The organism is Neobacillus sp. Fa239 (assembly GCF_055395235.1).
In genome coordinates this window covers 320243-346915 of sequence record NZ_AP041612.1, presented here as the reverse complement: position 1 = coordinate 346915, position 26673 = coordinate 320243, and the positions used below count along the sequence as shown (strand labels likewise).

General features: G+C 32.2%; 22 protein-coding genes and 2 pseudogenes. 6 read left to right on the top strand and 18 right to left on the bottom strand.

Annotated elements, in window-relative coordinates; all coding sequences use genetic code 11:
* Window positions 1-13: 13 nt before the first annotated feature.
* Complete coding sequence (locus ACZ5XR_RS30050) at window positions 14-175, top strand: hypothetical protein (protein WP_464502589.1); 162 nt, start codon at window positions 14-16, stop codon at window positions 173-175.
* Between the two features lie 338 nt (window positions 176-513).
* Complete coding sequence (locus ACZ5XR_RS30045) at window positions 514-816, top strand: hypothetical protein (RefSeq protein WP_464502588.1); 303 nt, start codon at window positions 514-516, stop codon at window positions 814-816.
* 545 nt (window positions 817-1361) lie between these two features.
* Here the strand turns inward: ACZ5XR_RS30045 and ACZ5XR_RS30040 are convergent.
* Complete coding sequence (locus ACZ5XR_RS30040) at window positions 1362-1928, bottom strand: hypothetical protein (protein WP_464502587.1); 567 nt, start codon at window positions 1926-1928, stop codon at window positions 1362-1364.
* Between the two features lie 1130 nt (window positions 1929-3058).
* Here ACZ5XR_RS30040 and ACZ5XR_RS30035 point away from each other — a divergent pair.
* A complete protein-coding gene (locus ACZ5XR_RS30035; protein ID WP_464502586.1) occupies window positions 3059-3625 on the top strand; it encodes a Uma2 family endonuclease in 567 nt (188 codons plus the stop codon).
* Window positions 3626-4521: 896 nt separating this feature from the next.
* Here the strand turns inward: ACZ5XR_RS30035 and ACZ5XR_RS30030 are convergent.
* From ACZ5XR_RS30030 to ACZ5XR_RS29995, 8 genes and pseudogenes are all read right to left on the bottom strand, one after another.
* Window positions 4522-5220: a VIT1/CCC1 transporter family protein gene (locus ACZ5XR_RS30030; protein WP_464502168.1), complete on the bottom strand. Its 699-nt coding sequence runs from the start codon at window positions 5218-5220 to the stop codon at window positions 4522-4524.
* A gap of 519 nt (window positions 5221-5739) precedes the next feature.
* Window positions 5740-6156, bottom strand: a complete 417-nt coding sequence (locus tag ACZ5XR_RS30025) for a VOC family protein (RefSeq protein ID WP_464502585.1) — start codon at window positions 6154-6156, stop codon at window positions 5740-5742.
* 71 nt (window positions 6157-6227) lie between these two features.
* Window positions 6228-6725, bottom strand: coding sequence for a DinB family protein (locus ACZ5XR_RS30020; protein WP_464502584.1), 498 nt, complete (start codon window positions 6723-6725; stop codon window positions 6228-6230).
* A 214-nt stretch (window positions 6726-6939) separates the two neighbouring features.
* Window positions 6940-7482: a dihydrofolate reductase family protein gene (locus ACZ5XR_RS30015; RefSeq protein ID WP_464502583.1), complete on the bottom strand. Its 543-nt coding sequence runs from the start codon at window positions 7480-7482 to the stop codon at window positions 6940-6942.
* Window positions 7483-7920: 438 nt separating this feature from the next.
* Window positions 7921-8454, bottom strand: coding sequence for a DinB family protein (locus ACZ5XR_RS30010; RefSeq protein ID WP_464502582.1), 534 nt, complete (start codon window positions 8452-8454; stop codon window positions 7921-7923).
* 169 nt (window positions 8455-8623) lie between these two features.
* A pseudogene (locus ACZ5XR_RS30005) lies at window positions 8624-8956 on the bottom strand (tyrosine-type recombinase/integrase); the annotation flags it as partial.
* A gap of 367 nt (window positions 8957-9323) precedes the next feature.
* Complete coding sequence (locus tag ACZ5XR_RS30000) at window positions 9324-10409, bottom strand: DUF3626 domain-containing protein (protein ID WP_464502581.1); 1086 nt, start codon at window positions 10407-10409, stop codon at window positions 9324-9326.
* Window positions 10410-10555: 146 nt separating this feature from the next.
* Window positions 10556-10780: pseudogene (locus ACZ5XR_RS29995) on the bottom strand (2-thiouracil desulfurase family protein); the annotation flags it as partial.
* A gap of 901 nt (window positions 10781-11681) precedes the next feature.
* Here ACZ5XR_RS29995 and ACZ5XR_RS29990 point away from each other — a divergent pair.
* Complete coding sequence (locus ACZ5XR_RS29990; protein ID WP_464502580.1) at window positions 11682-12797, top strand: tyrosine-type recombinase/integrase; 1116 nt, start codon at window positions 11682-11684, stop codon at window positions 12795-12797.
* 1302 nt (window positions 12798-14099) lie between these two features.
* Here ACZ5XR_RS29990 and ACZ5XR_RS29985 read toward each other — a convergent pair.
* From ACZ5XR_RS29985 to ACZ5XR_RS29965, 5 genes are all read right to left on the bottom strand, one after another.
* Window positions 14100-15320, bottom strand: a complete 1221-nt coding sequence (locus ACZ5XR_RS29985; RefSeq protein ID WP_464502579.1) for a hypothetical protein — start codon at window positions 15318-15320, stop codon at window positions 14100-14102.
* 85 nt (window positions 15321-15405) lie between these two features.
* Complete coding sequence (locus tag ACZ5XR_RS29980; protein ID WP_464502578.1) at window positions 15406-15612, bottom strand: hypothetical protein; 207 nt, start codon at window positions 15610-15612, stop codon at window positions 15406-15408.
* Window positions 15613-17625: 2013 nt separating this feature from the next.
* Window positions 17626-18885: a phosphorylase family protein gene (locus tag ACZ5XR_RS29975; RefSeq protein WP_464502577.1), complete on the bottom strand. Its 1260-nt coding sequence runs from the start codon at window positions 18883-18885 to the stop codon at window positions 17626-17628.
* A 5-nt stretch (window positions 18886-18890) separates the two neighbouring features.
* Window positions 18891-19340 (bottom strand): response regulator, encoded by a 450-nt coding sequence (locus tag ACZ5XR_RS29970; protein ID WP_464502576.1) that lies wholly within the window; start codon window positions 19338-19340, stop codon window positions 18891-18893.
* Complete coding sequence (locus ACZ5XR_RS29965; RefSeq protein WP_464502575.1) at window positions 19337-22801, bottom strand: hypothetical protein; 3465 nt, start codon at window positions 22799-22801, stop codon at window positions 19337-19339. The genes ACZ5XR_RS29970 and ACZ5XR_RS29965 overlap by 4 nt, the downstream gene beginning before the upstream one ends.
* A gap of 594 nt (window positions 22802-23395) precedes the next feature.
* On the opposite strand from ACZ5XR_RS29965, the gene ACZ5XR_RS29960 reads away from it, so the two are divergent.
* Window positions 23396-23959, top strand: a complete 564-nt coding sequence (locus tag ACZ5XR_RS29960; protein WP_464502574.1) for a recombinase family protein — start codon at window positions 23396-23398, stop codon at window positions 23957-23959.
* A gap of 64 nt (window positions 23960-24023) precedes the next feature.
* On the opposite strand, the gene ACZ5XR_RS29955 is transcribed toward ACZ5XR_RS29960, so the two are convergent.
* The 3 genes from ACZ5XR_RS29955 to ACZ5XR_RS29945 form a co-directional block, all read right to left on the bottom strand.
* A complete protein-coding gene (locus ACZ5XR_RS29955) occupies window positions 24024-24677 on the bottom strand; it encodes a hypothetical protein (protein WP_464502573.1) in 654 nt (217 codons plus the stop codon).
* Window positions 24678-24772: 95 nt separating this feature from the next.
* Complete coding sequence (locus ACZ5XR_RS29950) at window positions 24773-25054, bottom strand: hypothetical protein (protein WP_464502572.1); 282 nt, start codon at window positions 25052-25054, stop codon at window positions 24773-24775.
* An 11-nt stretch (window positions 25055-25065) separates the two neighbouring features.
* Window positions 25066-25317, bottom strand: coding sequence for a DUF7662 domain-containing protein (locus tag ACZ5XR_RS29945; protein WP_464502571.1), 252 nt, complete (start codon window positions 25315-25317; stop codon window positions 25066-25068).
* A 230-nt stretch (window positions 25318-25547) separates the two neighbouring features.
* Between ACZ5XR_RS29945 and ACZ5XR_RS29940 the strand changes: the two genes are divergently transcribed.
* Entirely contained in the window at window positions 25548-25802 is a 255-nt protein-coding gene (locus ACZ5XR_RS29940; protein ID WP_464502570.1) for a hypothetical protein, read from the top strand.
* A 54-nt stretch (window positions 25803-25856) separates the two neighbouring features.
* On the opposite strand, the gene ACZ5XR_RS29935 is transcribed toward ACZ5XR_RS29940, so the two are convergent.
* The gene (locus ACZ5XR_RS29935) at window positions 25857-26621 is read right to left on the bottom strand and encodes a hypothetical protein (protein ID WP_464502569.1); all 765 of its coding nucleotides are present in this window, start codon (window positions 26619-26621) and stop codon (window positions 25857-25859) included.
* Window positions 26622-26673 lie beyond the last annotated feature (52 nt).

Sequence of the window (26673 nt, the reverse complement as noted above, 5' to 3'; positions counted from 1 at the left end):
AGCTGCTCATATTATGCCTCTACAATATGGAACTTGGTTTACGCCTGATTACCAAGCAGCATGGGAAGAGCGCTTAGATTATACATCTGACTATGTGATTGAAAAGACTGGCATGAGCCGTGAAGAATTAAGAAATTTACTTCGATTTTTGGATGAACAAAATATCATTCGATAAATTAAAATCCTTGTACTTTTAGTAAAGCCCTCCTATGGAACATTCTTTGAGAAAAATAATTTTCCATTTTCATTTCTAAAAATTTAAATGGTGGTCTTTTTTCATTCCTGACGATCTTGGGAATTCCTGAAGCCATAGGAATGAGCTTAGGTGTGAGTTAGACAAGCTTCCAGGAATGAAAATGAAAGTATCAGGAATGAGCCAGGAATGATTTAAGAATGAGTTTTTCCTTTCCTAGAATAGAAATAATTTTGAAATTACAATTTTCTTTTAATAAAATTCTTACGTAACTAATTTTATGTTGAAATTACCTGGTTATATTCATTGCTTTAAAAGAGATGGATTCCTCTTTAGCTGGAATCAAAATACTTTCTGAGGATAAAAGTCTTGGCGTTTGCCAAGGCTTTTATTTTATTTCTCAATATTTTCTTCGGATTATCATAGATTTAGAGGAATTATACAAAATTATTTCTGTGAAAAAAGTGGATATTGGAGAATGTGTAGAGGAGCTTGATAATCGATATTTTCCTACCATTGTTAGAATGGCGATGAATGATTGCATAATAAAGATTCAAAACGAACTAGGAAGCTATAATATCAAGGTAATTGCTGTCCTAAACAAATTAGAATTAACCCCATAATGGTGTTGATAATTATATGATTGAATACATCGTATTTTTTGGAATGCTTTTATTGTGCGTCATTTTTTACGGACTTTATGAGAAAAAGCCAAAAGAATCATTTGTTGTGGATTCAGAAAGGCATAAATGCGAATCATCAATCAAGTTCCGGTTATATGACGCTTAAAAGCCAAAGGTGAATACATAAGGACACATGTCCCCTGCGGGAGGTATAGCATTGATATAGCTCTTCCAGCTTACCACGGAGCGATTGAATGCAACGGAAAAGCTTATCTCACTCTACCCTGGGGCAGAAAGCCCACGACAGGCATAGAGAGGATTAACTCATGTTCACAAAATTGTTAAACTAAATTTTCACCAATCTTTAACTAGAAGAGGACTCAGTTTTTTAAAACTCAGGTCTATCTTTTGGTGAGCGTATTATCGTCACATTAAATTCAATGTTGTATTCGTTATATAACCTAGATTTATTTTGTAGAATTCGTCTTTATTTAAGCGGTTTTTTGTTTATTATTACAAAATCAAGGAATAATGACTTATGGTATTTAACTTTTTCGGTTAGAACGTACATGTTCAATGATTGCAAAAATCACTTGTTCTTCTAGATCCTCAAAGTTTTTATCGAGTAAGAGTCGTTTTCCTTCAAATCCAAACGCTTCAAGCAAATAGAATACTCGAGGCTTGCTGTATGCCCGACTGTTTGCGATGCATCTCTGCCAAACTTCGAATTCCAGATCTTTGGGATATTGACGATGCTGGATGCATTCATGAAGACGTGATTTTTTCAGCTCAACATACCCTTCCCATATATTTTTATTGGCTAATTGCCTCCACATGTCTGCTCGAATTTGGTCTTCAATTCCTTTTACATCAATCGTTGTATTATTAAGATTGGATGCTTTTGTAATATCTGTTGTATAACCATCGGGTAAACGGTGTTGAATAAAATCATATAGTGTATCCTTAAGAATTTGCCAACCTTCTTTTCGAGAGTTAGGCGCTATCCCTTTGATTACTCCTTGACGTAACCATCGTCGAACACTTTCTTTGTTTGAAGTGATTTTATTGGCTTTCAGCAATTCAAAGGCTTCATCCACGTTATACATTTCCACCCAAATCATCCCCCTTTCATACAACAATTGATTTATTAAATATATATTACAACAAATGTTGTAATAAAAACAGTCATTAATAAAAAAAGGCCTACATTAGATGTAAGCCCCTAATAATATTGTACCTTTGTCTTTAATGAATTCATCTTTATAAATTAAACAGGCAAAGTGCTGGATCTGTGTAAACATGGTGTCAGTATAAACTGAATCATACTAAATCATTTTTCTTAAAAGGTTTTTCGCAAATCATACATTTATAAAATCCAAGCTTCTTAATCTGTGGCGCCTTACCAAGTTAATGAAAACATATAATAATTTGATCATTAAATTATTGAACATTAATTCCTAATTAATTTAAGCTGTTTTAAAAAATTCTTATTTACATTCTAATACTTTCAAAAGACCTTCCATGTTTTTTTCATAAAATGGATCTTTAAGCCTCGGTTGTTTTTAGAAAGTTTCACAAGAAATTTGGATAAATCTTTCTGAAAAAGAAATGTAGTTCTTATATGCCATTCTTCCTCTTTTTCCTTTTTGGTTTTTCATTTATAAATAAGAGAGAAGTTCAACCTTTACAAAGACAGAATGCGACATTCTTTTCCCGTATTTTCATAAAGATATTCAGCAATGAAGCAGGTTGAAGTCATTATTAATCAAACGATTGATTAGTGTATGAAAAACACGAAATTAGTCAAAGAGTGATAGAGGATAGAAAAAATCATCCATATTGTTGATATGTGTCGCTATTTCTATTATTATTTGAACTAATTCCCGACAATCTTTTTTTAAAAATTAGTGAATATAGGCTTTATTTATTGGGATTGTCCCTAATTTAAACAAACGTTTAATTAGTATTTTCGTATAGGGAAATTAAGTGAAATTTGTTGTTAAGTAGCGATAGTTGTTAAGTAAATAGAGAGATTTTCAAAATGAGAAAAAACTTTGGAGTCCATAAAAGAATCAACTTTTACTGAAGATAGATTGATGTTTATATATTGACGAGTTTATTCAATAAAATATTGAATAAAGCCTTTCCTAATTAGGAATTCTGGAAAACTTGAGATTAATTTTATCTTTTGCTGTGTTTAATAAATAATGTTAGATTAATTATAATTAAGGAGGTGTCTCAATTGAGTATAAATCAACCTCATCCAAAGAAAGTAACATATGCTGAATATTTAACATGGCCTAATGATCCACGTTTTGAAATTATTGATGGTATTCCGTTTATGCAAGCTACACCATCTCGACAACACCAACATATTGTAACCCAAATTACCGGTGAGTTATATAGGTTTTTAAAAGGGAAAACATGTGATGTATATACAGCTCCTTTTGATGTCAGATTATCTGCTTTAGAAGATGAAGAAGAATATCAGGTTGTACAGCCTGATATTACCGTAGTCTGTGACGAAAGAAAATTAGATGATAAAGGGTGCAAAGGCGCTCCAGACCTAATTGTAGAAGTTCTATCTCCTTCCACTTGGCGAAGAGATCGTATAGAGAAGTTGAACCAATATCAAAGACATGGGGTAAAAGAGTATTTATTAATTTATCCTAATGAAAAAATTATGGAGCAATATATCCTTGAAGAAAATGGTATGTTTGGGACACCAAATATTTATAATGATAGGGATGTATTTCAGGCTCACATTTTCCCTGATTTCGAAATATCTATGAGTGATATGCTTGAATAAGGCAAATCCCTTTCTACCATAAAAAATCTTTCTTTTTTTCTTTTAAAAATTGAATTCCCCTAATACCTAGTGTTTATTTTGATCAATCTTTATTCAAAATATGCTCTAGGTCTTTTTATTAAATCCACGTTACAATAAGCTAATAACAAGAATCCCAATCTCGACATTTTTTTTACTGCCAGGTTGTAAAGGTCCTTTATAAGTAAGGCTTTATACTAAAACTAATCAAACGTTTGATTAATAAGAGAAAAGAGGAAAAAGGCTCGAAAAATGTAAGATTACTTGGTTTCTTTATAATCTTTGAGATTTTTAAAAAAACTCCAAAACACAAACGACAATCTTTTTACAGGCTAGGATAGAAAAGTCCTTTATTAGTCAAGGTTCATACCAAAACTAATCAAACGTTTGATTAATAAGAGAAAAGAGGAAAAAGGGTCGAAAAATGTAAGATTACTTGGTTTCTTAATAATCTTTGAGATTTTTAAAAAAACCCCAAAACACAAACGACAATCTTTTTACAGGATAGGATAGAAAAGTCCTTTATTAATCAAGGTTCATACCAAAACTAATCAAACGTTTGATTAACAAGAGAAGAGAGGAAAAAGGCTCGAAAAATGTAAAATTAACAGGTTTCTTACGAATCTGTGAAGAAAGAAAATATCCTAATCTGCAGTTTTAACACCTTGTACCATGACTTAGTTGAATTTTTTCATTCCACAGAAGAAACTGCGATGTTGGAAAGTCCGTTATGGGAAAAAGAATATTAAGATACTCTAAAGAATATGGTTTAGTTTAAGTGTAATTATTCACAATTCCATTCCCTCAGACAAAATGACCCCCACCATTAGGCAGGGGATAGATGTATTTATCGTTTACCACTTACGAAAATTCAACCGTCAGGTGAGAATTCTTGCTAGACCGAATGCAACTGCTGCAGCAAGCCCTCCAGTAATCATAGTTTGAAAAGCGCTCTTCATCGGATAAGTACCTGTAAACCTTCCTTTTACATATCCAAAAATAAGTAAGGCAATAAGTGTGACAATTACAGAAACCATTAATGCTGTTGCAGGTTTATGAAAAATAAAATATGGAAACAAAGGGATTAACCCTCCTACAATATAAGAAATAGCAATGGTAATCGCACTGTTTCTCGCTCTTGTCGGCTCTGGCTTTTCTAGCCCCAATTCAAATTTCATCATAAAATCCACCCATTTTTCAGGGTTCTTTTTCATGGTTTCAGTAATAGATTTGATTTGCTCTTCTTCAAGTCCATATTCCCTGAAAATTTCCGCGACTTCCTCTTCTTCACGCTCTGGTAGTTCTATTACTTCTCGCTGTTCACGGGCAAGTTCAGATTCGTAATGTTCCGCATCTGTTTTTCCTGCCAAATATCCACCAAGTCCCATTGCAATTGACCCTGCTGCAATTTCAGCGCCTCCGGCAGTGAGAATTAATGTTGTTGTATCAACAGCACCGGACAAACCAGCAGCTAATGCAAAAGGTACGGTTAATCCGTCTGACATACCAATGACAACATCTCGAATGAAGTCAGATCCTGAAAAATGTTCTTCTATGTGATGCAGGTGTTGATCCATTTTTTCACTTCCAATTACGTTTAATTTAAACTGCCTTAAATGATTCTTAGTTAATACTTTATCATAGTTGATAGAAATATGATAATCTTATTCTCAATTATAATAAAAAAATATCATTAATCGAGAATGATAATCAAGTTAAAAGTCAATAAAAACAAGATTTAAATGCATAAATCTAGTTATTTTCTTAATAATAATTATTATCAATGATATTAACTCTCAACTGAAAGTCCATTTAGGGGTAGCGTCAGGAAAATGCGGATTTACAACGTTAAGGAAATCCAGCTATAAAAAAGCCTAATTTCTCGATATTGTAAGTGAGAAATTAGGCTTTAGTTACTTCATTAAAGCGCCCGATTGTGGAAGATCATTGCTTAAATCTTATTCAAGTCAAGCCCCCTTTACTTAAGTCCATTACTTCACATATTCTATTCTGATAAAAAATAAATAAAAGGATGATACCTTTTAAGGCATCATCCCTTAGAATATTAAGCTTGATTCGACTTTAAATCTTAAGGTTTATTCTTGATTAATTGCACTTTCATCCATATAAGCAACTTCCCATAAATGACCATCTAAATCCTGAAACCCCCATATATACATAAATCCATGATCTTGAGGCTCGCTAAAAGATTTACCACCAGATGACAATGCCTTATTTACTATCTCATCCACTTGATCCCGACTTTCAGCTGAAAAGCTGAGAATTGCTTCGGCAGAAGTAGTAGTATCCACAATTTCCTTCTTACTAAATCCTTTGAAACGTTCTTCAATCATTATCATAGCAAAGATGTTGTCACTGATGATCATACAAGATGTGGTCTCATCGGAGAATTGTGGGTTGAACTCAAAACCTAGCTCCTTGAAAAAATTGGTGGACTTTTTCACGTCTTTTACTGATAAATTGATAAAGATATTTTTGGATGTGAATGCCATTTTTTATTACCTCCTGGAGAAATTTTTGTACAATAAACCGGCAGGCGCCGGCCTTTTTTATATCAATGATATCAGCTCTTTTGAGCATTCATTACTTCCCATTCTTCTTTGCTAGGACCATATACGCCAGGAACTTTCAAGTCGGCTTGTCTCATAAGGACAGTCAATTGTCCACGATGATGAGCCTGATGTTGAATTAGCAGACGGAAAACAGCTTGAACTGGCATGTCCATTCCAAATACATTCACCATTTTGTTCATTTTTTCATCTGAAACTTGTTCAGAAAATGCTTGTGTTAACCTCTGACTTACTGTTTTGTAGGTCTCACTGATTTCAGCAGCTGATGTCGGTGCCTCTTTTTGAAGATCAGGAATCTCAAATTTTAATTCAACCTGTGAAGGAAAGTAGTAAGCTGCTCCAGTAATGTGCCAAGCCAAGCTTCCAATGCTGTATAACCCTGGAGAAACATCCTGATTTAACGATTCATCCGTCAGCACATCCAGCATTTTTTGGGTAACAGCTGCTTCTTGTTTCCATTCGTTTAAGAAATCATTTACTGATGTAAACATTCCATTCCTCCTTAAATTGGCAATTAATCATTTTTTTGGCAATACTTTCAATTTCATTGTATCATACTCAGCTAACCATCGCCTCTCTCAAAGGCTTATTAATCGAAGGATATTTTGCTATTCTTGTAAACTCCTATTCAAAAATCTGGCCCGAAACATAAAGAAAGAGCACAATTCTGCAGAATCGCGCCCTTCTTGAATAATCTAAATCCTTCTAAACGCTTTTGCCGTTTACCTTATAATGTAATTCAACAAACTGATTAAAGATTCTTGTTCCTACCAATGAAAGATCTAATTGATAATTTCCCTCCCTGAATAACGGAATTCCTTTACCGATTATAGTTGGGGCAACTGTTATGATAAATTCATCAACTGAACCTTCTTGTACAAAGGAATGTAATAATTCTCCTCCACCAACAATCCAAATATTTTCCCCTTCTTGATCTTTTAGTTTATGAACAAAACTAGTTACATCCTCATTAACAAACTTCACATTCTCGGTATCCTCGACGGAAGACCTTGTAAACACATAGCATTCTTTATTTTTATACGGGAACTCCTCAATTTCTTGTTTCATTACCCAGTCATAAGTTCTTTTGCCCATTAAAACTGTATCAACTGTTTCATAAAAATCTGAATAACCGTTATCTCCTTCACCTTCAACCTTGAATAACCACTCAAGAGATTCATCCTTCGTAGCAATGTATCCATCCAAACTTGAAGCGATAAACAATACTAAATTGCGTCTTTTGCCCATATTATACCTCCATCATAGAGCTTTATATTTATAACATAGCTTACCCCGTAACCTAATACATTAAATGGCCCTTTCATGCAAAAAGGGCACTAATCCTATTCAGGAAATGCGCCCGATTGTAGAATATCGTTCTGTATTACCGTGATACTGCACAATATTACAAAAGAATCTATACCTGAATTATTTAAATTATTTCTTGATCTTTATTACAAGTACTTACTTCCAGGAGGTTGTTTTTTAGGAATAAACTTATGATATTTTATATTTAGACTTATTAAAGCACCCTCAATGTAAAGTTCTTGAACGACGTCTGTTAAGGAGATCTTTAATTCACCTTTTTTTTCAGAATCGACAATTCTTCTTCATACAGTATCATGTAATTACCTCAGTATATCTGTGCCACGGTGAATCAGGAAATATCACATAGAATCTTAAAAATTACTTACTTTCTTTTAAAAGAAACTGATCGATACGCTCTTTTTGCAGTAAGTGGTGTCGGAAATGCATTTGAATAAGCTGGAACCATTCCTCTGCATTTAAGTAACCGAATCTAGGATGTTCGACTTTCCGATTTTCAGGAATGTTGGCCAGATTCGGCTCTACTTCTCTCATTTTCTCCATTAGCAGCAACATCCCTTCTTTCAACTCGCTCTTATCGATCGGGTTTTCCGGTGTATAGCCAGCTTGTGGCGGAACTTTGATACGAATCGGCGGGAACGCCCCGGCCTTGAAAACATGCTGTCCGGCTTCTGTCTTCTCACCGCCTTCATGAGCCTCACCATTCAAGCCTTTTTCAATTGCACCCAGCTGCATATAGAGGGCTGTTCGAATTAAATGATTGTACATTTGCCCTAATGACCATTCATCCTCAGTAGGCTTCCTCGTAAACTCATTTAGCGAATATTTACTTAACTCTTCAATATAGTATGTAGCCACCTGTTCGAACTGCTTCAATATCTCTTTTGTATCCAATAGATCTCCCACTTTCTTTATAATTTTCTTCCTTCTTAACGTTAATTAACTTCGATTTACTTACAAATAATCCCTTCTTTTTTATTCCAGAAAATGGCCCGATAACAAAAAAGACACTCTTTTTTATATGGGCGCCTTGATTTTGATTAATGTTTAATTTAAAAAGTTTTCAAAAATATTTACTATAAAAATCGTGTCTCAATTTTCCACTTAGTTGGGCATATATTTTTGTGGTCTCACTTTTCTCATGACCAAGTAAGCTTTGGATCACTTCAAGTGACGCACCGTTATTAATCATATGTGTTGCATAGCTATGTCTTAATTGTTGAGGATGTATACTCTTTTTTATCCCGGCACGATTTGATATGCGTTTGATAATATATCTCAAGTTATCAATACTCATACGCCTGTTTGGCCTTCTTTCCGTAATAAACAAACAGGAATCCTCATCATCTCGCTCATCTAGATACCTTTTTAACCAAATGGAGCAACGGGTATTAAATATTGAAAACAATATGTTTTTAATGTAAGAGGTGAATATCCCTCAATTTTTTTATCAAGTTGATACTTTCCCCATGCTTCAGATTATAACATTATTCTTTCACTCTCCTATGTTATAAATCCATTAGTCTAGATATTATGATGCTTAAGGAGAGACTTTTTTAAACACAAGTTATTCAACAATCGCAGATAATAACTAATTACCGAACTGTAAGCTCCCTTGAAATAAAAGAAAAAGGCACTTTCTTTACTTAAGACTCGCACCCGATTGTGGAAGATCAAGATAATTATTGATTGCTACTTTAGCTTGGAGGACTAGCGCTCCCTTTGAAAAGTGACCACCATCTTGATAAATCGCCCTCGTTCGTTTAACTAGGAAATGATTTTCCATGTCTTACCAAAATATGCCACAACAGTTTTAATTCTTGAAGTACATCCTCATTAGTTCCTCGATCACTCCAAGATGTTAGACTGCATTTCAAGTCCATTACAGCAGATCCAATTATTCTCGCATCGATAAAATTTTTCTGCGCAATGCGTTTTGCCAAAGAAGGCATTGATGGACCTCTAAAATCAGAAGGAACTTCGTCTATCATTAGAGTAAAACCCTTGTGCCAATACAGATCAATGGAATACTTAAGGCATATTTTTTCTAAGATACTCCCTACATGTGTGTCCTTAAATGAAGGATCTGCCACAAGCATTTCCACATCGTCTTTAAGAACAATATCCCCATGTATCTGAGCTTCAATATAGTGATTAAGATTCCGGTTTGGCTCTTTATTTGCTGGGTCTGGGAATGGGCTTTCAAGATCAACCAGCAAATGATTCACTAATCTAACTGGCGTCAAATTTTTTTCACCAATCGCAAAATCTCTTAAGAACACCTCTTCAAGAAGTGCAGACAATATCATATCAAACTCTTCATAAGTCCCCTTTTCTTTTGGGTCTTGATGCGAATCTAAATAGGTGAAGGTAGAACGATATGAAACCTCAGGGGATAGAAGAAAATAGCATGATCCAAACCGTGGAGCAGGTCCGTCTGGGTGCAACATCAAATTTAGTGCACCATATTTAGGCCGTTGGTTATTGATTGTGCCCTTCAGTTGATATGCACCTCCAAAGATTCGCTTCTCCCAAAGGTCTCGTTCACCACCAGGGTAAGCAGATACACTGCCGTTGGATATACCTGTTTCAAACTGACTCCTATATATTCCATGCTCTAGTAGTGCTTCAGCAACCGTTCTCATAGTTGAATCTGGTCTATCTGGATGAAAATGTAATCCAATCCTGGCATGAGTTTTTATTTTAGCAACAGCATTTTCAAATATTTTATCCGAAATATTAGACATGTTGAGTATGTTCTTTATTGTAACTTTAGCTTCATGTCTATGGTTTCTTGCATAAATTGAAATATTTTTCAAGGCCAATAATTGGGACGCTGATAATTCCATAAATAGTTGGATCTCTCCTTCCATCGGATTAAAGCTAATAATTCAGGAAAAGTTTCTTTTTCCCTTCTTGCTTCGGAATATTCCCAGTACATACAGTAAGAACGCAATTCTTATTTTGGAATTCGCCCTTTAATTGAAGAAAATTATTATATCTCATCATAATTATCGGCAAACTGTTTTTCTGAAATTACTCGTATACCGTTTCTTAGTAACAAAGCAGCCGTAACTCCATTCCCAGCAATTCTTTTTCCTATAAATTCACCATTATAAATCATTGAACTTCCACAGGATGGGCTATACTCTTTAAGTACAACTACTGTTGCGTTAACATCTATTGCCTTTTTTAGAGTAATATAAGCTCCCTTTATGTAAAACTAGTAAATCATTAAAGGTTTCATTTAATGATTAGATTTGTGAAATGATTCACTTAAAGTGACGGGTGCTATAACAAAATAAGGAATAAAAATAAAGAGCCAAAAATATGCAAGTTTTTATTCACTACTTGATTATTTTGGCTCTTTTTCCATTCATAACAAATACCACCATTAATAGCATTTTTTAATTGCCATATACACTCCATACACTTCACATTTTATAGTTTGAATTTTCCGATAAATATTGTAGAACTAAATTAAGTGAGTAGTAGTACGTCAGTGAAAAGATAATTTCATTCAAATGCAAATCTCCAACACACTAAAAATTGTAAATTATAAATTATTTATTTAAAAATATTGCTCGCATTGTTTTTATATCGTAAGCCTGCTTGAACGCAGCGATCAACCATCTCCCTGGTTTTATGACCCGTTTGTTTCATAATTGTTATTATGTCATCTCCACTTTTTTATACCTTCCAATAAGGCTTGAACTTCAACTTGTTCGGAAGGTGGATGATGATGTTTAAATTTATGCGCAATATTAATAGAAGAAACTCGATCTCTTATAGTCGAATATTTATGTGTTGTTGCCAATTCCGATAAATAAAAGCAAACCGTGCCTGCAGATGCTTGAAGAGGATTCCGCACATTTAAATCACACCAACGAGTTAAATGTTTCCAGCCGGTAGTGTAACTTTTCTGTGTATTCATACTTTTAGAGTTTTGTTTGTTGAATTTTATTTTTTCCAGCTTTTAATTAGTATTTTATATTTTTATCGCTTAGAAAAAGAACATGGATAGAACGGATATTCTGTGATAATATAAAGTAAAGATAATTAGGTATTATCTTTACTATACATAATATTATTATTAATAACTAATCCAAAGGAGGTCAAAGATGAATTACTTGACTCTTCTTCAAAATTTGAATGGTGGGCAGTACTTAACACTTTTACAGGAGAATCTAAAAAAGCGATTCCTCCTCGATGAAAATAGAAACCTCACTCTTGAAAATGGTTCTGAGCAAGATTTTCTTGAATTGTTTTTTTTAGAGAAACTTTTTCCACATGATAAAAAGCTCTCTCCTCATACAATTAAAGCATACCGTTCAGATGCGAAAACGCTGCTCACTTTTTTAACGGACCATTCCCTTTCCTTTCGGGATATCGGTTTTCCGGAGGTAAAAGCTTATAACAAATTTATCAAAGAAAATTATGCAGCTAAATCAGCCATAAGAAAATTGGAGTTTTTCCGAAGATTATTAGACTTTGGATATGAGACACAATTTTATAAAGCACACCTTTCCACTTGGATATCCAAACCGGTGTCTAAAAAAGGACACTATATAATAGAAGAAACTCGTCAGGAAGAAGCGCAAACTCGTTTGCAAGTCAGGGAATTGAATCAAAGAGATGCTGAATTTCTTATCTCCTTTTTTCCTAAAGTGGTAAAAGCAGAGAGGAATCGCGAACAATTGGAACAGAGGAATTTACTAATTGGTTACTTACTCTATACGACAGGAATGCGAGCAAGCGAGCTTTTGAGTTTAAATTGGGGCAGTTTTCGTTATAACCGTAAAGGTTTTTTATTTGTAGATGTCATTGGTAAAGGGAATAAACCTCGATCAATCCCTATAAGAGAAGAAACCAAAAATATTTTATTTAATTATCGAAAAAGTATGAGCGAAACCGTTGAAATAAATATGCAGGATACCAGCCCTCTCTTTTTCGCTTTATACAATAAAAATGAGCCCATAGTAAATAAAAAACGGTTATCCTATCCTGCCCTGTATAAAATTGTGAAAGAAGCTGTAGATCTTGCAGGAAAAAATTTAAGCGTAACGCCTCACTGGTTCCGTCATACATTTGTCACACTTCTGCTTGAGAACGACGTTCCTCTTGCGGTAGTTAAGGATTGGGCTGGCCATTCGGATATTTCTACAACCAATATATACCTAGAACGCATCAATCAAGATAACTCATATATACATTTAAATAAAGTTAACTTGTTTTAAAGACATTCTTTTTTATTAACGAAAAATCATACTATAGTTGTTCGGAATCCTTTTGATTAGAAAGAGTGATTTTGAAACTTACTTAGAAGGAAAAATATTGGCCGTTTTTATTGATCTACACACCATGAGAACAATCAAGGGGATCTATTCAGGTTATGTCTATTCTAACCATTGGGTAATATATCTTCTTGATTATTTAGAGGAAAACTATCCAGCAATAACTTTGATTCAATACTTAGAGCAATGGCCATAAATCTTTATTTAAGATTTTTTTACAAGTGATTACAAAAGAACGTGGAATTGAGGAAAATTCAGCCTCAAATTATTTAAAATACATTATTCAAAGTAATTTAATTCATTCAAAAAAATGTACAACACATAATCTTTAATTTAGAATGTCGGAGATTTGCATTCTGACGTAATTATCTTTTAACTCATGTATAATTCTTCAAGTAATATTGTTGTAGATTAATTGTATAAAAATTCAAAAATCATGTGCTTGTCTCATTTCTAAAAGTGATGTATTACTAGTTAAGTACCCTTTCGTCTCCAACTCCCTATGTGCAATTCTCATTATAAAACAAATATATATTTAATAACAATGATCATAATGTTATTAATGTTAAAAATCATATATATTTATACTAAATAATATAATTCATCATATATGTTGAATTATATTTTAATATTGGTTTATATATATTAGAAGAGAATGAATAAACCAACGTTAATCGTTCGTTTTCCTAGTAAGTCGGTGACCCGCAGGAATTCTTTTCACATCTAAAAAGTCCCGAAAATTAATTTTCGGGACTTTTTATTAAATATATTAAAGATTACTTTTACAAACTGATCAAATTCATTGGACTACTCTTCACAAGCAGTTTTGAAGTTAGAGGGAAGGTATCTGATTTTATTCCATTTAGTATTATGTAATGCTGTAAAGTCTTTAATTAATGCACTTTTTAATAAGAGATATATCATTTATTTTTATCTAATAAAATATAAAAACATCTATTTCGTGACCAAGTTGTGACCAATAATGTGACCTTTTTTATTGAACTATCACACAGAATTAGGATATAAAAGAAGCGGCCAAGATGTGCAACCAAATATTTATGTAAATAACTTAGATTCGGACAGTAAGTGTAATTCCCTTCTATTACCTATAGAAGGGAATTTTAATCTCCTAAAGATGCTAGTATTGTTTTAATCCAAAAACTAGCCAGAAAAAATCATAAAAAATAAAGGTTTTGAACAATAACCCTTTAGATAATTTAAATTTTTTTACCTTATTAAGTAGGTTTATTCTTTACTACTAGCTTTCCCTTCTTCTAACTGATCTAGATCAAGAATACTATATACTCTTCCAGATGTAGTAAAATTAAATACACCACTTAACTCAACTTCAATATACTGTTTATCTTTTACTTTATATCTCTCAAAACTTTCATTAAGTTCTTTGAAATGTTTTAGTTCGTTAAGTCCAATTCTACAGCTTAACACACTTTGAATAGACCTTTGATTAGATTTATACTGAACAATTTCATTAAAGTTTTGAGAAATAAGTAGATTGAAGACTTCCTCGATAAAACCCACAAACAGAATTTTTTTAGGACCTACTGGATAAACATTTCCAACTACTTTTTCAATAAAAAGCTGAGATTTCGAAGTATATGACCTAAAATTAAAAACAATTTCTTTTCCATCGCTTCTGTACAATGGTAATTTATCTACCAAACTATAATCTTGTAAAGTACTAATAATATTGATTCTGTTTATTAAAGCGATGAGAATTGTAGATCTAAAGCCAAAAATATCCGCTAAATTTCTCCAATAATAGTACAATCTAGAAAGTAACCTGAATTTTCCTGGATTTATTTGTATGGTTGGAGCATCAGGATCAAGCAGCCAGCTTTGTGTATATAAATTAGTTCCATTATCGATGGCAGTAATGACCCCAAAGTAAATATTAGTAGATTTAGTTGGGGAAGAACTCTTTTTACTTTCAATACTACCTTTATGTTGAGAAATAGTAGATGATTTTTTTTTATTATCCTCTACAGCTGAACCTTTTGATTCTACATATATGTATTTATTTCCATTGGAGCAGATATTATAATCCAAAGTTTTGTTTTTGTTAGTCTCTGGAACTCCCTCCCAATCTGCTTCAGTAAGATTATAAATCTTATTAGCTAGACAAAGACTTACAGACACGCCAACCCTTTCTCTTATGTCTTTTGGAACGCTTTGGTAAGGGGTTTTTGCCTTTATTGTATCTCCACTAAAATCTAGGTGTTCCAGTAGGCCTATTCGCGTCTCGAAGCGTTCCTTTAATTCCGAAAATCTTCTAAATCCATCCCTATCATGCTGCTCTGTAAATATAAAATAAGTGTTAAATTCACTTATTTTAATATCAACTAACTTTTCAGCTACAGCATCAAATAATTTATAATCTGGATTTGCTATAAATTTCTTCTTGTGCTTTTTATTATAATAGTCAACTCTAACTTTCAGTTCTTCCATAATTCATACCTCCATTTCTTTCTGCATTTTTTTACTTTCACATGATGTGAATGTTTACATTAATTACATATATGATATTTTTGCTTTATAAGGATTGTTCATTTTGAAGCCTTAATGATTCTATTTCTTCTTTTAAGATAATTACTGTATTAGGATAATTATCTAAATGAATGTAAATTTCACTAATCATTTCATGATTTTTTATTACTCTGGGTATTAATTCTTTATTTATCTCATCTTGTTCTTTCCAAAATTTCGCTTTTTCAGCTATTTTAACTTCACTCTCGTTCAATACAATCCCTCTTTATTATATTTCATTTATTTTTTTATGTTCTTTCTTCATAGATAGCTTATTCTATTCATACCATCTTTTATAGACTGGGCAATGGTCGTTCAATTTTCAAATGCTCACTTCATAGGAAAATACTACTTTTATATTCGCCTACATAGGAGTATTTTCCTGTATTTTTTTATATTAACTTTAAACAAAAAAGCCCCTCTCAACAAGAAATGGGCTTTAGTTTATAAATTTTAATAAGTGCAAAATATTAAAAATGCTCTTATTTCTTTTACAAAAAATAGAAAAAATACATTAATAAACTTTTTAAAAGTCGTCTATTCTATTATGAGACCAGTTGAAAAAATTATTTATTCTTAATATATCAGAGATCCATTTAAAATACTTTCATATTTCCTCCAAACAAAACTTACTCCTTTAGATTTTAAGCAGATTTAGATTTTGTGACCCAACACACATTGTAAGCACATCCCATCAGGTGCAAAGTTTTTTTTATTGAATACCTCATTATAAGATAAACATATCTCTTCATAATGTACTGTACAGCTTTCACAAACAGGATCTCCATTGAAATTATATGAGGCTTGAGGGTTCCTGCAAAGGATACAACACTTTTTTTCGTCAGGAATACTAAACTTATCAATACTCACTTTTAACGAGTCATTATCTAATTGAGGGTTTTCCCTAATTCTTAATTGTACATGAAATTCGAATGTTATTTTACCAGATATTAACGTCGTTGTTTCAATTTCAGTTATTTCAAAATCCCCCGTTAGCCATCCATGAAGCATAGCTTCACCACAAAGGATGGAATTATAAACCGTTCTTCCATGGTAGTAGATTACAATTTAGATTTACTTTTGAATTGAAAGTTCCTACTATTTTAACCATATTAATTTTAGTAACTTTATTATAAATAACATCAACTGCATCGATATATAAATAATTATTAAGTATTTTAACTATTTCTATATCAATCAAGTGGTCATATAATAATTTTTGAATTTCACCACTCTGGATTAAATAATTACGTAATTTATAATCACTTAAAATATCCTTCCAATCCTTAATTTTTTCCAATTCGCCTATTATTTCACACGAAATTATTTCAAGGGAATTTAAAGCCCTTCTAAATTTATCCGGTAAATTAGATTTAACATATTGTAAGTCCTTGGGAAAAATAACTTTATCATTTATTTTATATTGTTGTGGTTCAGTTCTTTTTTTACCGTTCCAAGATTTATTACATTTGGATTGTATGCCGCAAGTAAAGACTCAATGTACCTCTTATAAGGGAATTTAATACCATTGTTATATGGTCTTGGAAAATTAAAGTCCTCTTGCAATGTAACCCAGTAAATAATGTACTTAAGCTTTTTGGGTGTCAATTCAAGGTTATTAAGAAAAACACCATTAAGATTTAATCTCGCTTAGCCGGTAGCATAAAAAAATTTTTTGTGGAAACATCATTCAATCATTCTCTCCGTCTGAGTTTGTAAATTAAATTATGTGACCAATCGTACCTTAAGTAAAAGATTAAAACCACTCTGGACTACTTCTCCAATATTCAAAAACTCTTTAATACCGGAGTTGGAGATACCAAGTGGAGATGAATTAGAACGAAGTTTCAATCAGTTTTGAAATTAGAAAGCGTCCCCGCCGTAGCAGGAACGCTTAAAATGTTAATATGACGTGCATTTTGTTTTTCTTTCGAAATTGTAAATGCCAGTAATGGGGGCGAACCGACACCCGGAAGGAACACGATTTTGAGTCTTGCGCGTCTGCCAATTCCGCCACATCTGCGATACAACAGGTTGTTTCTCACCTTATACCAATGCTAAGTATGTTTTTGTCCACACGATTATCAAATACCTTATGAATTAGTAAACCAATCCAAACAAGGGTTCACCCTGTCAAAGACTAATTCTTAGAGAATCTACTGCCAGTTGCATTCCAAGAAAAGTAAAAAAAACCGTACGGCCTGTCCTATGGCTAAATACAATCATTTTATACCAATGATTCACTTTTTAATATATTATTCTCATATTCTAAATAGTCTAAAGCCAGACTGTATAGGATAGCAGAACTAGTATAAGCTGCGTATCTTTGATATCTATCATTTTTTTCTCCATCAGCGAAATCACAAACAGATTTAATTGCAAAGGTAATAGGTCGCGGTTTTTGACAATGAGTAGCTGCATATAATACACCGTACGATTCCATTTCTACTCCAATTAATTTTCTATTATGTTTTTTAATTGATTCTACAACAGAATCGTGTGCTAATACTGCTGCACCAGATGCAACGGGTCCGATATGAAGTCTCAAGCTTGTTTCAGGTTTATCAGCTGGCCACTTATACTTGATATCATTTAATAAACTACTATTATTAGCTATTAGTGAAAATAATTGTTGAATATCTGTATCCAGTCTTATTGGTTGAGGATCAGGATAAAACACTTCTTCTCCATTTTCTTCTTTAATCTTCCCACTGCCATAATCCCAGGATGGATCACATACAAGAACATCTCCTAAGTTTACTTCTCCTTTAATGCCTGCAGCTATACCCGTCATTGCCAAAAAGTTAGGTCTAAAATTTTGAATTAATTTCATAGAAAGTACTGCCGCTGCAGGCATACCCATTTGAGGAGCTGCTGCTGCAACTACTTTGATGCGTTTTTTATCATTTTCAAAGACTCCAGTGTAATACGTTGTGCTGTCAAATGGAATCCTATGCTCTTTCCAATCTCCCGGTAAATTCTTTATACTTTCTAACTCAACTTTGTCAAGAGCACAAATAATTGCCAAATCATAGTCATATTTCATAACAGAAATCTGTCCTTTCGTCCTACTTTGAACTATATGTTTAACGCTATTTGTTATCTTTTCTACCCAATCATCAGAAGAATCACTATATTTTACAAGGGATAACAAATGCTTATCAAACTCTGTATTAGCTTCAAAAAAGCTATCGTCATATGCTGTAATACCTATAATGTGACTGGGTATATTATATCTTTTGGTTTCCCTTATTTCTTTTAAAAAGCTAATTCCTCCGTCTACTTTGGCAACCTGGTCAATTCTGTTAGGAATTTGTATATCCAATAACAACAAATCATAATGCTTTTCACGGAGAACCCTTTTTGCATTTATAATATCAGTAGCAATTTCAATATTCTCTACACCAATATCTTCCAAACTGGTTAGTACGCTAGTTATTTTTTGAAGTTTACTAGGAGTATCATCTAAAACTAATATCTTAATCAAAATTTTCACCTAACTTTAATATTATTCAATAAGATGGATAACTCTTCTCTCCAACTGTTTAGGGCAGGATTATAGTATACAGTGCCCATATAAACATCATGGAACATCTTTTGGAGTTCTTCTTTAAGTTCTGAAAGAGAAATCGTATTTTCACCAAACCTTTCAAATTGTGTAACAATTATTACAGGTATATTGATTTTTCTTCTTTTCATTTGCCTTAAAATCTCTCTTCCTGCGAAGTGTTTGGGCCTTCCACCATTATCAGAAGCTGTGATATCAAAAGTTGGCATACTCATATCCAATATTATTAAATCAAAGTAATTTGAGGTCAGCTCTTTTAGACCACTCTGATAAGAGAATCTCTTTGTGATTTTTGCCTCTTCTAAATTTTCATTTATAAATTCAACAATTTGTTTTATTTTATTTTGATCATCTTCGATAATTAGGATATTCACGCTATTATCTCCTCAGCATTAATCTCAATATTAATAATGAAGTTTTTATCATCCATATATTTAAAATCTATGTTGTGAGGACAATTAAGGTCTATTAATATGATCTTTTTAATTTTTGGAAAACCTGTTCCACCTTCCTTGCTAACTAATTCAAATGCATTGTCTAGTTCTAACATATCTCTGTATTTTTTTAAGTGTTTGTTACCCTCATTAGTATTAAAATTTGGATCAACCTCATTGATACATGTTAATCTTAATTTACTACCTTCTTTTTTAAACTCAATCCACACTTTAGGAGCAATTGTATCCATTCGGCTTCGGTTGATTATATTATCGAAAATGATAAATGATATATCTACAAAACTCTTAAGTGTTCTACCGTTTAATATTGCATTATCAATATCTTTTTTAATAACATTAATAGTCTTATTAGGATAAATATTCTTAACCATTTCCAGTCCAATTTCTATAGGTAAATCCAATTGATAATTTGAACTTTCTTCCACTTTACTTCTAGTAAACCAGTTCGAGATTTTATCTAGTTCATACTGAATAGTAGTTTTTGCATTAGCAATATTCGAATTAAGTTCCGTTACATCTATAGATTCCTTCAACAGATTTACCTTCAGTTGTAGTAGCTCGAAAACGGTATTGAATTTATCTTTTAAAGTATTTGAAATTCTATCTCTTATAATCCTTAAGCTTGTATCTGTTTTTCTCCACAACATATCAAAAATAAGATCTATAAATACTTCATATGGGGTATCCTTATCTAAAAAATTTTCTAACTCTTCCATATCCTCAATTGTAATTTGGAAATTAAATAACCCTTTACTATTTTTGTTTTCAGTTTTTATTTGAATCCAGGAGTTCTTCAGTATGTCAATTAATTCGTCGATATCACTTGAAAAATCATTAAAATATTCCATTAAGGTATCTACTTCACTGTCTTTGTTTGTAGAGTACTTCTCTCTCCAATATTTATTTAAATGATATTTACCGGTCACATTATCTTTTTGAGTAATTAAATGTTCAGCCTCAAGTTGTCCCCTTAGTTGTCCAGATAAAGTTCCGTGCCTTATACCAACACTTAAGTACCCATCAAGTCCATATTCATTACTAGAAACAAAACTATCTCGTAGTTCTAAAATCATTGTAGTCAATAAATTCCTAGCTTCATTACTTGGCATTTTTATCTGAATTTGAATACCTTCTTCTTCACTTGAATCCACTAATATGTATTCTGGGACCTCATCTTTAATAGAGGTAGATTTCAGTGTAATAAACCTTGCATAACTTTCCTTTAGATTTTTTTCTAGGGATTTCTTTATTCCCTCTACATCAACATAGATTTTACTCTTTTCAATATCTCTCATACCTTTTTGTATCATTTGCTTTTGCGTAATGTTCTTAATTTCTTCTGCATATACTTCATCATTACTTGGGTCAATTTCTCTTAATAATTGACATACTAATATCCTTTCTTTTTCTACTTCGTCAGTATTATCAAATTCAATAGAATTATCCATTACGTGGAAAACACAAATGTTCTTCAAATAATAGACTAATTTAGATCTATCAATATAACTTACATAATTTTTTAATGAAGATGGTTTTCGTAATGAAAGGGAATATAAAAATTCCTCATAAGCATCTGACTTTATAGAATCCTTATCAGAAGAGTAATTACTAGAATAAATATCGTAAATAATAGGTAAAGAGATATTATCGCTAAGTTCTTCGAAGAAGGACGTCTCTATTTCACTTAATATCTGTGATAGAGGAAATTTAATATAAATATTTGAATTCTTGAAATAAGCATCTACAATTAAATCTATACATTCTGAATATTGGTAAGTGTTAATATAACACTCAGCTAAACCAAGTACTCCGTCTAGTTCATTTATATATATTTTAGATGTCATAAGAGATTTAAAGATTGGAATAGCTTTGTTATACTGTTTTTCAACACAGAGTATTTTAGCCTGATACTTACTTAATCTATCTTGAGGTAGATTAACGCTCATAAGCATTTCTAAATTTTGCTCAAGTATTGCCTCATAGAGTAAAATTGTTTGGTTGCAACTAAAATGTGATTTTAAAATTTCAAAGTATTCCTTAGCGTTATTTTTGGAATTAAATCTATATGATTGAATAGGATTTACAGGACTTGCATGTAGACGCCCAATAGTAATAAATTTATTGTTATTGGTTATGATAGGATCGAAATATAAACTCACAATTAATCCTCTTAGTTGTAAGGACCAATATTGACTCGAAAATACATAAGATAACTTTAACAACTCGATATAAGCTTCATTTGAACGGTTTGAGTAAGTAATAATATCTTCTAAAGAGTTAAGGATTTTCCCTAGTAAAGTCTCTGTTTTATTAAAGACACTTTTTGCATTTTCTCTTATTAATGATTTTACATAAACATCATATATATCGACTAAACAAGGTGATTGCTTTAGGAGTTGTTCAGATAAATAAATACATCCTGCATAGTCTCCAATGGTATATTTTTCTATCACTGTTATGATATCTTTGGAGTTGTTATTCAAAATAATTTCATATCCACCTAGTTTAAGTGAAAGACTTGATAAAATTGGATCCCTAATTACATTAGCTAAGAGTTTAATTGAATCCTTAATTAGATCAATATCTTTTTTTTCATCTACATTTGAAGAAATGAAACTACAAATTTTAACAAAAGTAAGATACCTATCTATTATTGACATTTTACTTTCATAAGAAAGAATAATATTACACCTATAATCTTCGATAGTATTTAAGTTTAGTTTAAACTGCATATACTCTGAAAGATCCTTTAAATCTGAATTTGCTTCATTAAACTCTCGTTTTATTTCTTCTATCCTAAAATTGTATTTATTAGGAGAAACATTTTTCTCAGCTCTAATACTAAAATAACTGGTTAGAAAAACAACAAGAGGATCAACATTTTTATTTTTACTAATATCGTTTACAAATTCTTTTTGTTTTTCATATCCCTCCATTTCTTCAAGTAACGCGATTTTATTCTCAATTAACCAATTAGAATAACCAAAATTTATTTGAATCTCACCTAGTGTATCTCTAGCTAAATCAAATTTACTTTCCAATAAATATGAATTAAATTTATCCTTTAAGATTAAGAACTTATTTATTTCATTTTTATATTGATAAACAATTAATGCGTTCCAAAATATTTCCCTTATATTACTAGTGGCATATAACATTTTTGCTTTCCCTAAATGAGATATATCTTCGGGAAATGGATTTCCTACCAATGACTTTCTATAAAACGGATTATTAGAAAGATCTTTCACAAATTTAATTAATTCATTATTTGATAAATTAATTTTATAGTATGAAATCGCGTCATTTAAGTTTTTAAACTTATGAAACTGAGAAATATAATTTATTCCTTTCCTTTTTCTCTTTTTTGCCCTAGTACTCATGGTAACCACTCCAATTTTAATAATTGAAACATTAAAAATTTGTCGAAATAAACACTAATATGTTAAATTATACCACATAATTGATACTTTTCCCTTTAAAGTTGAAATGTGCAATTAAATTTTAAAGCATTCTTACAACCATAGTTTTTCCTTCATGATTCAATGTTGCAATGTTGTACTACACAAATGCATAATCACCTTTATCCTTTGGAGGAATACCGAAACGGAAACAACCGAATTCATCACTTTTAGCTACTTCTCTTCACCAATACTTAAACTGAATGGTGGATTCTCAATTATAAGATTATAGCGTATTAGTTCTATACCTTTTAATAGCTTTGGTTCCTTGTGCCCCCATGCTGCAAGACCATGAATTAAGGAAGATTTGGTGATCATATATTTTTCTTTATTAGTGTAATGGAAACTAGGCTTAAAGAAACTCAGCTAAAACTGTTTAATAGTTATAAGTTTTGTACAAAGAAAAAAATATCTTAAATTGCTGCTATTATTGCTATTGATATTGTCTATAAGTTAGTCTAGAATAAAAAGCACAAAAGATATAGGACTTTTAGACAACAAGAGAGGGAAAATAACATGGCAATTATTGGATATTCAAGGGTATCAACCAAAGACCAGGACTTAGAGCTGCAAATCGACAAACTAACTGAATACGGCTGCGAAAGAATTTTTATGGAAAAGCAAAGTGGTGCCAAAAGCGACCGGGAGGAACTTGCGAAGGCTTTAGACTACCTTAGAGAAGGCGATAAGCTGGTTGTTTACAAGATTGATAGGTTAGCCCGAAGTACTTTCGATTTACATAAAATCGCTAATGAGCTGCAAAGCCGGGGAATTTTCTTAGTGTTTATTAAAGAACAGATCGACTTTTCCACTGCAGCCGGGAAACTCATGTTTACTATGCTGGGAGCTATAGCTGAGTTTGAACGTGACTTAATCGCTGAAAGAACAGCAGAAGGGCGTGAAAGAGCAAAGGCTCAAGGGAAGCACATGGGACGTATAGGAAAGGCTGAAAAGGACGTTAAAAAGGCATTGAAGCTATATAGCGAAAGAGAATCAAATGGATTAAGCGTCAATGATATTTCAAAAATGACTGGCGTTCCCCGTTCCACAATTTACGCTAAGTTTAAAGAACAAAGATAAAATAATAAGTTGTTCCCAAAGGCAAATTAAAAGAGCTTGGATTAAATTTCAAGCTCTTTTAATTTCAATTTTTCCTTTTATGTTTTATTTTTAACTGTTTTTCATACTCATGCTTAAATTTTTCAAAATCTTCTTCATAGACACCGGCACTTTTCAATATTTCTTCATTTATAGGAATAATTGGCTTATTAATGTGTTTTGCATTAAAATTTCTTAGCATCGAAATAACATTATTAGCAAAAATTGTTTGTTTCTCAACTTGGTATGCTAATACTTTAAAACAAGCTTGTATAAAAACGTCGGGTTCAAACTCACCTTTCATTGTGTTTAATGCTCTAATGCACAATACAATGTTGTCTTTACTATAAGGTGCCTTTTCATCGCCCAATCCTGAAATCACTCGGTCAACACTAAAACCAAGAACAGCTAATTCATTCTTATACTGATTATGTTCATCCATTTTGTCTTCAGTTTTAAGACGCTCAATACGCTCCCTATCTTCTACTACCATTTCAAGACCTGTATAACTACAGTAGGGGTTATCCTCATACAGCTTCTTTAAATGTCTCGCTAAATCTTCAATGCTATCAAATTCTACACTAATGCCTCGTTTTTCATTAAATTTCTGCTCTGCTCTTTCATAAAATTTCCAACACTTTTCACACTCAAAGTTCCTTCCTCTCGTTGCTTCTCCACAAACTCTACAAGTTAAAGCCATATGTATCCCCCTAATATGTAATTAGATAAATTCTTTCATAAATAATTTTTCACTAATAACGCCATTTTGCAATTATGAACCCTGCATACAAAAAATTAATAACGTGAAGTAGCTGCCTTAGCTACCTCCAATAAACGTCTAAATTTTTCGGTTGAAAATTTTTCAAACGGTATCATATTACGATCATCAAGATATTCATTAAATTCACTTGTTACTTTTTGTACAAGAGGGCCCGGCACATAACCTGTTCCACTAACATGTAATTGTTGCACAATTGCCCTACCCCCAAACCAACCACTCATTCGATTATTTGCAAGATTACGAACTTCTAAGCCACATTCTTTCATCACTTCTAAACGTTGTTCTAATAAGCCCAAAATTAATCCCCCTATTTAAAAAATGTTACTTTAATTCCTGGTTTTACGTTTGCTGTTTTCCAACCAGCCATCAACCAAGAACGGGCATGTGAGTGTCTTCCTTCTAGCTCATTTGCCCACCAAGCTGAATATTTATATGCCGAATTAGGCAGTTTGAACTGCAGTAATTCTTCAATCTCGTTAAATGATAAAGTAAGCTGTGAAATCTCTTTATCCTTTATATTAAGAGATTGATATAACCTTTCATATTTCCCTTTATACATATTCCTCAATCCTTTCAGTAAAAATATCTGCTCGAAAATAGCAATTTAGTAATTTATATAGTAACTCTCCAGCAGTTCTTTTTAACTAATACTTTCGACATCCCTCATTAAAAATCCCTTCTGCTTAAAGATTTTTTAAAGTAAAAAATACCTCAGAAAGATGGTCCTAGAACACCCTCTAAATTAATACAATCAAATAAGTAATAATAAAGTTTTAGGGGGATCAAATAATGTCAAAAGTTAAACAGGCTTTTTACAGGGGAGAGGTTTATAAATCTCAAAACGAAGATGGAAGGACATTATCCTTTGTTGTAAATATTTATCAAGATAAAAAGGATAAAGAAAAAATATGGATTGTGTCCAATGATATCTTAGCTCCCACTGAAGCCAATAATCACCCAAATTCAGTTAACTATCATCCAAAATTATTCCGGCGTTTAAAAGAGGTATTAATTAAGGAAGGCAGATGGACGGATTATTATTAGAAAGACACTATTAACGAAAAGTAGCCCTACCTCATAAAAGGATAGGGCTCTCCCTTATTCTTTTTCCCCATTTTGGAATTTTATTTGGACGTAATAATCCTTTAAGAATTTTGCTGCGTCCATCATTACAGATTGTTCCCTAAGGCTTCTCATCTTAAAGTTAATTGGCTTTTGGGTAGGACGATTAAGAATCGCAAAACGAGCTTCTCTCTGGTATTCGAAAAAACAATCTTTCCAAGTAATAATCTCGATAGACTTTTCCTCAAACTTCTTTTTACGTTCCGAATTAATAACTGAATAATCTTCGTATGAAACAGAACGAATAGTAAATTCCAGGTTTTGATTATTCGCATCTTCTTCGAGAATTTCAACAAAATCGCTAGGGAGCAACAACGCTTTACTTCCGAAGTTTTCAAGTATCTTATTTATTTCTTCTTGGGCAATATCTAACTTGAAAGTAACAAAGTCTTCTCCTTCCTCCATTAAGCTAAAATCTTTAGCTGTGAAAACAGTAAAGCAGAAAACCGGAATCTCTCTTACACCTTCAAATCTTTCTTCAAATATCCCTGTTTTAGCTGTTGCTATAACTTTGTCATTTGTAGGGTCGATAATTTGAATGTTTTGAACAGGAAAGACATGTGCCCCTTCGTACCTATCCCCCTGTCCCCGTATCTTTGTTTCCTTCTCTTGGTCGATGAAATGTCCCAATGTATTCATAAACAAGTTACCTTCTAATAAAGAATCTACATACTCTGGGTTAATGAATTTAACTAAAAATCTAACACCTTTGTATCTATCAAATTCACTTAATCTAGTCATCAGTCTGATTCCTCCCCTCAATAAATTACATTCTATAAATTACCAACAAACC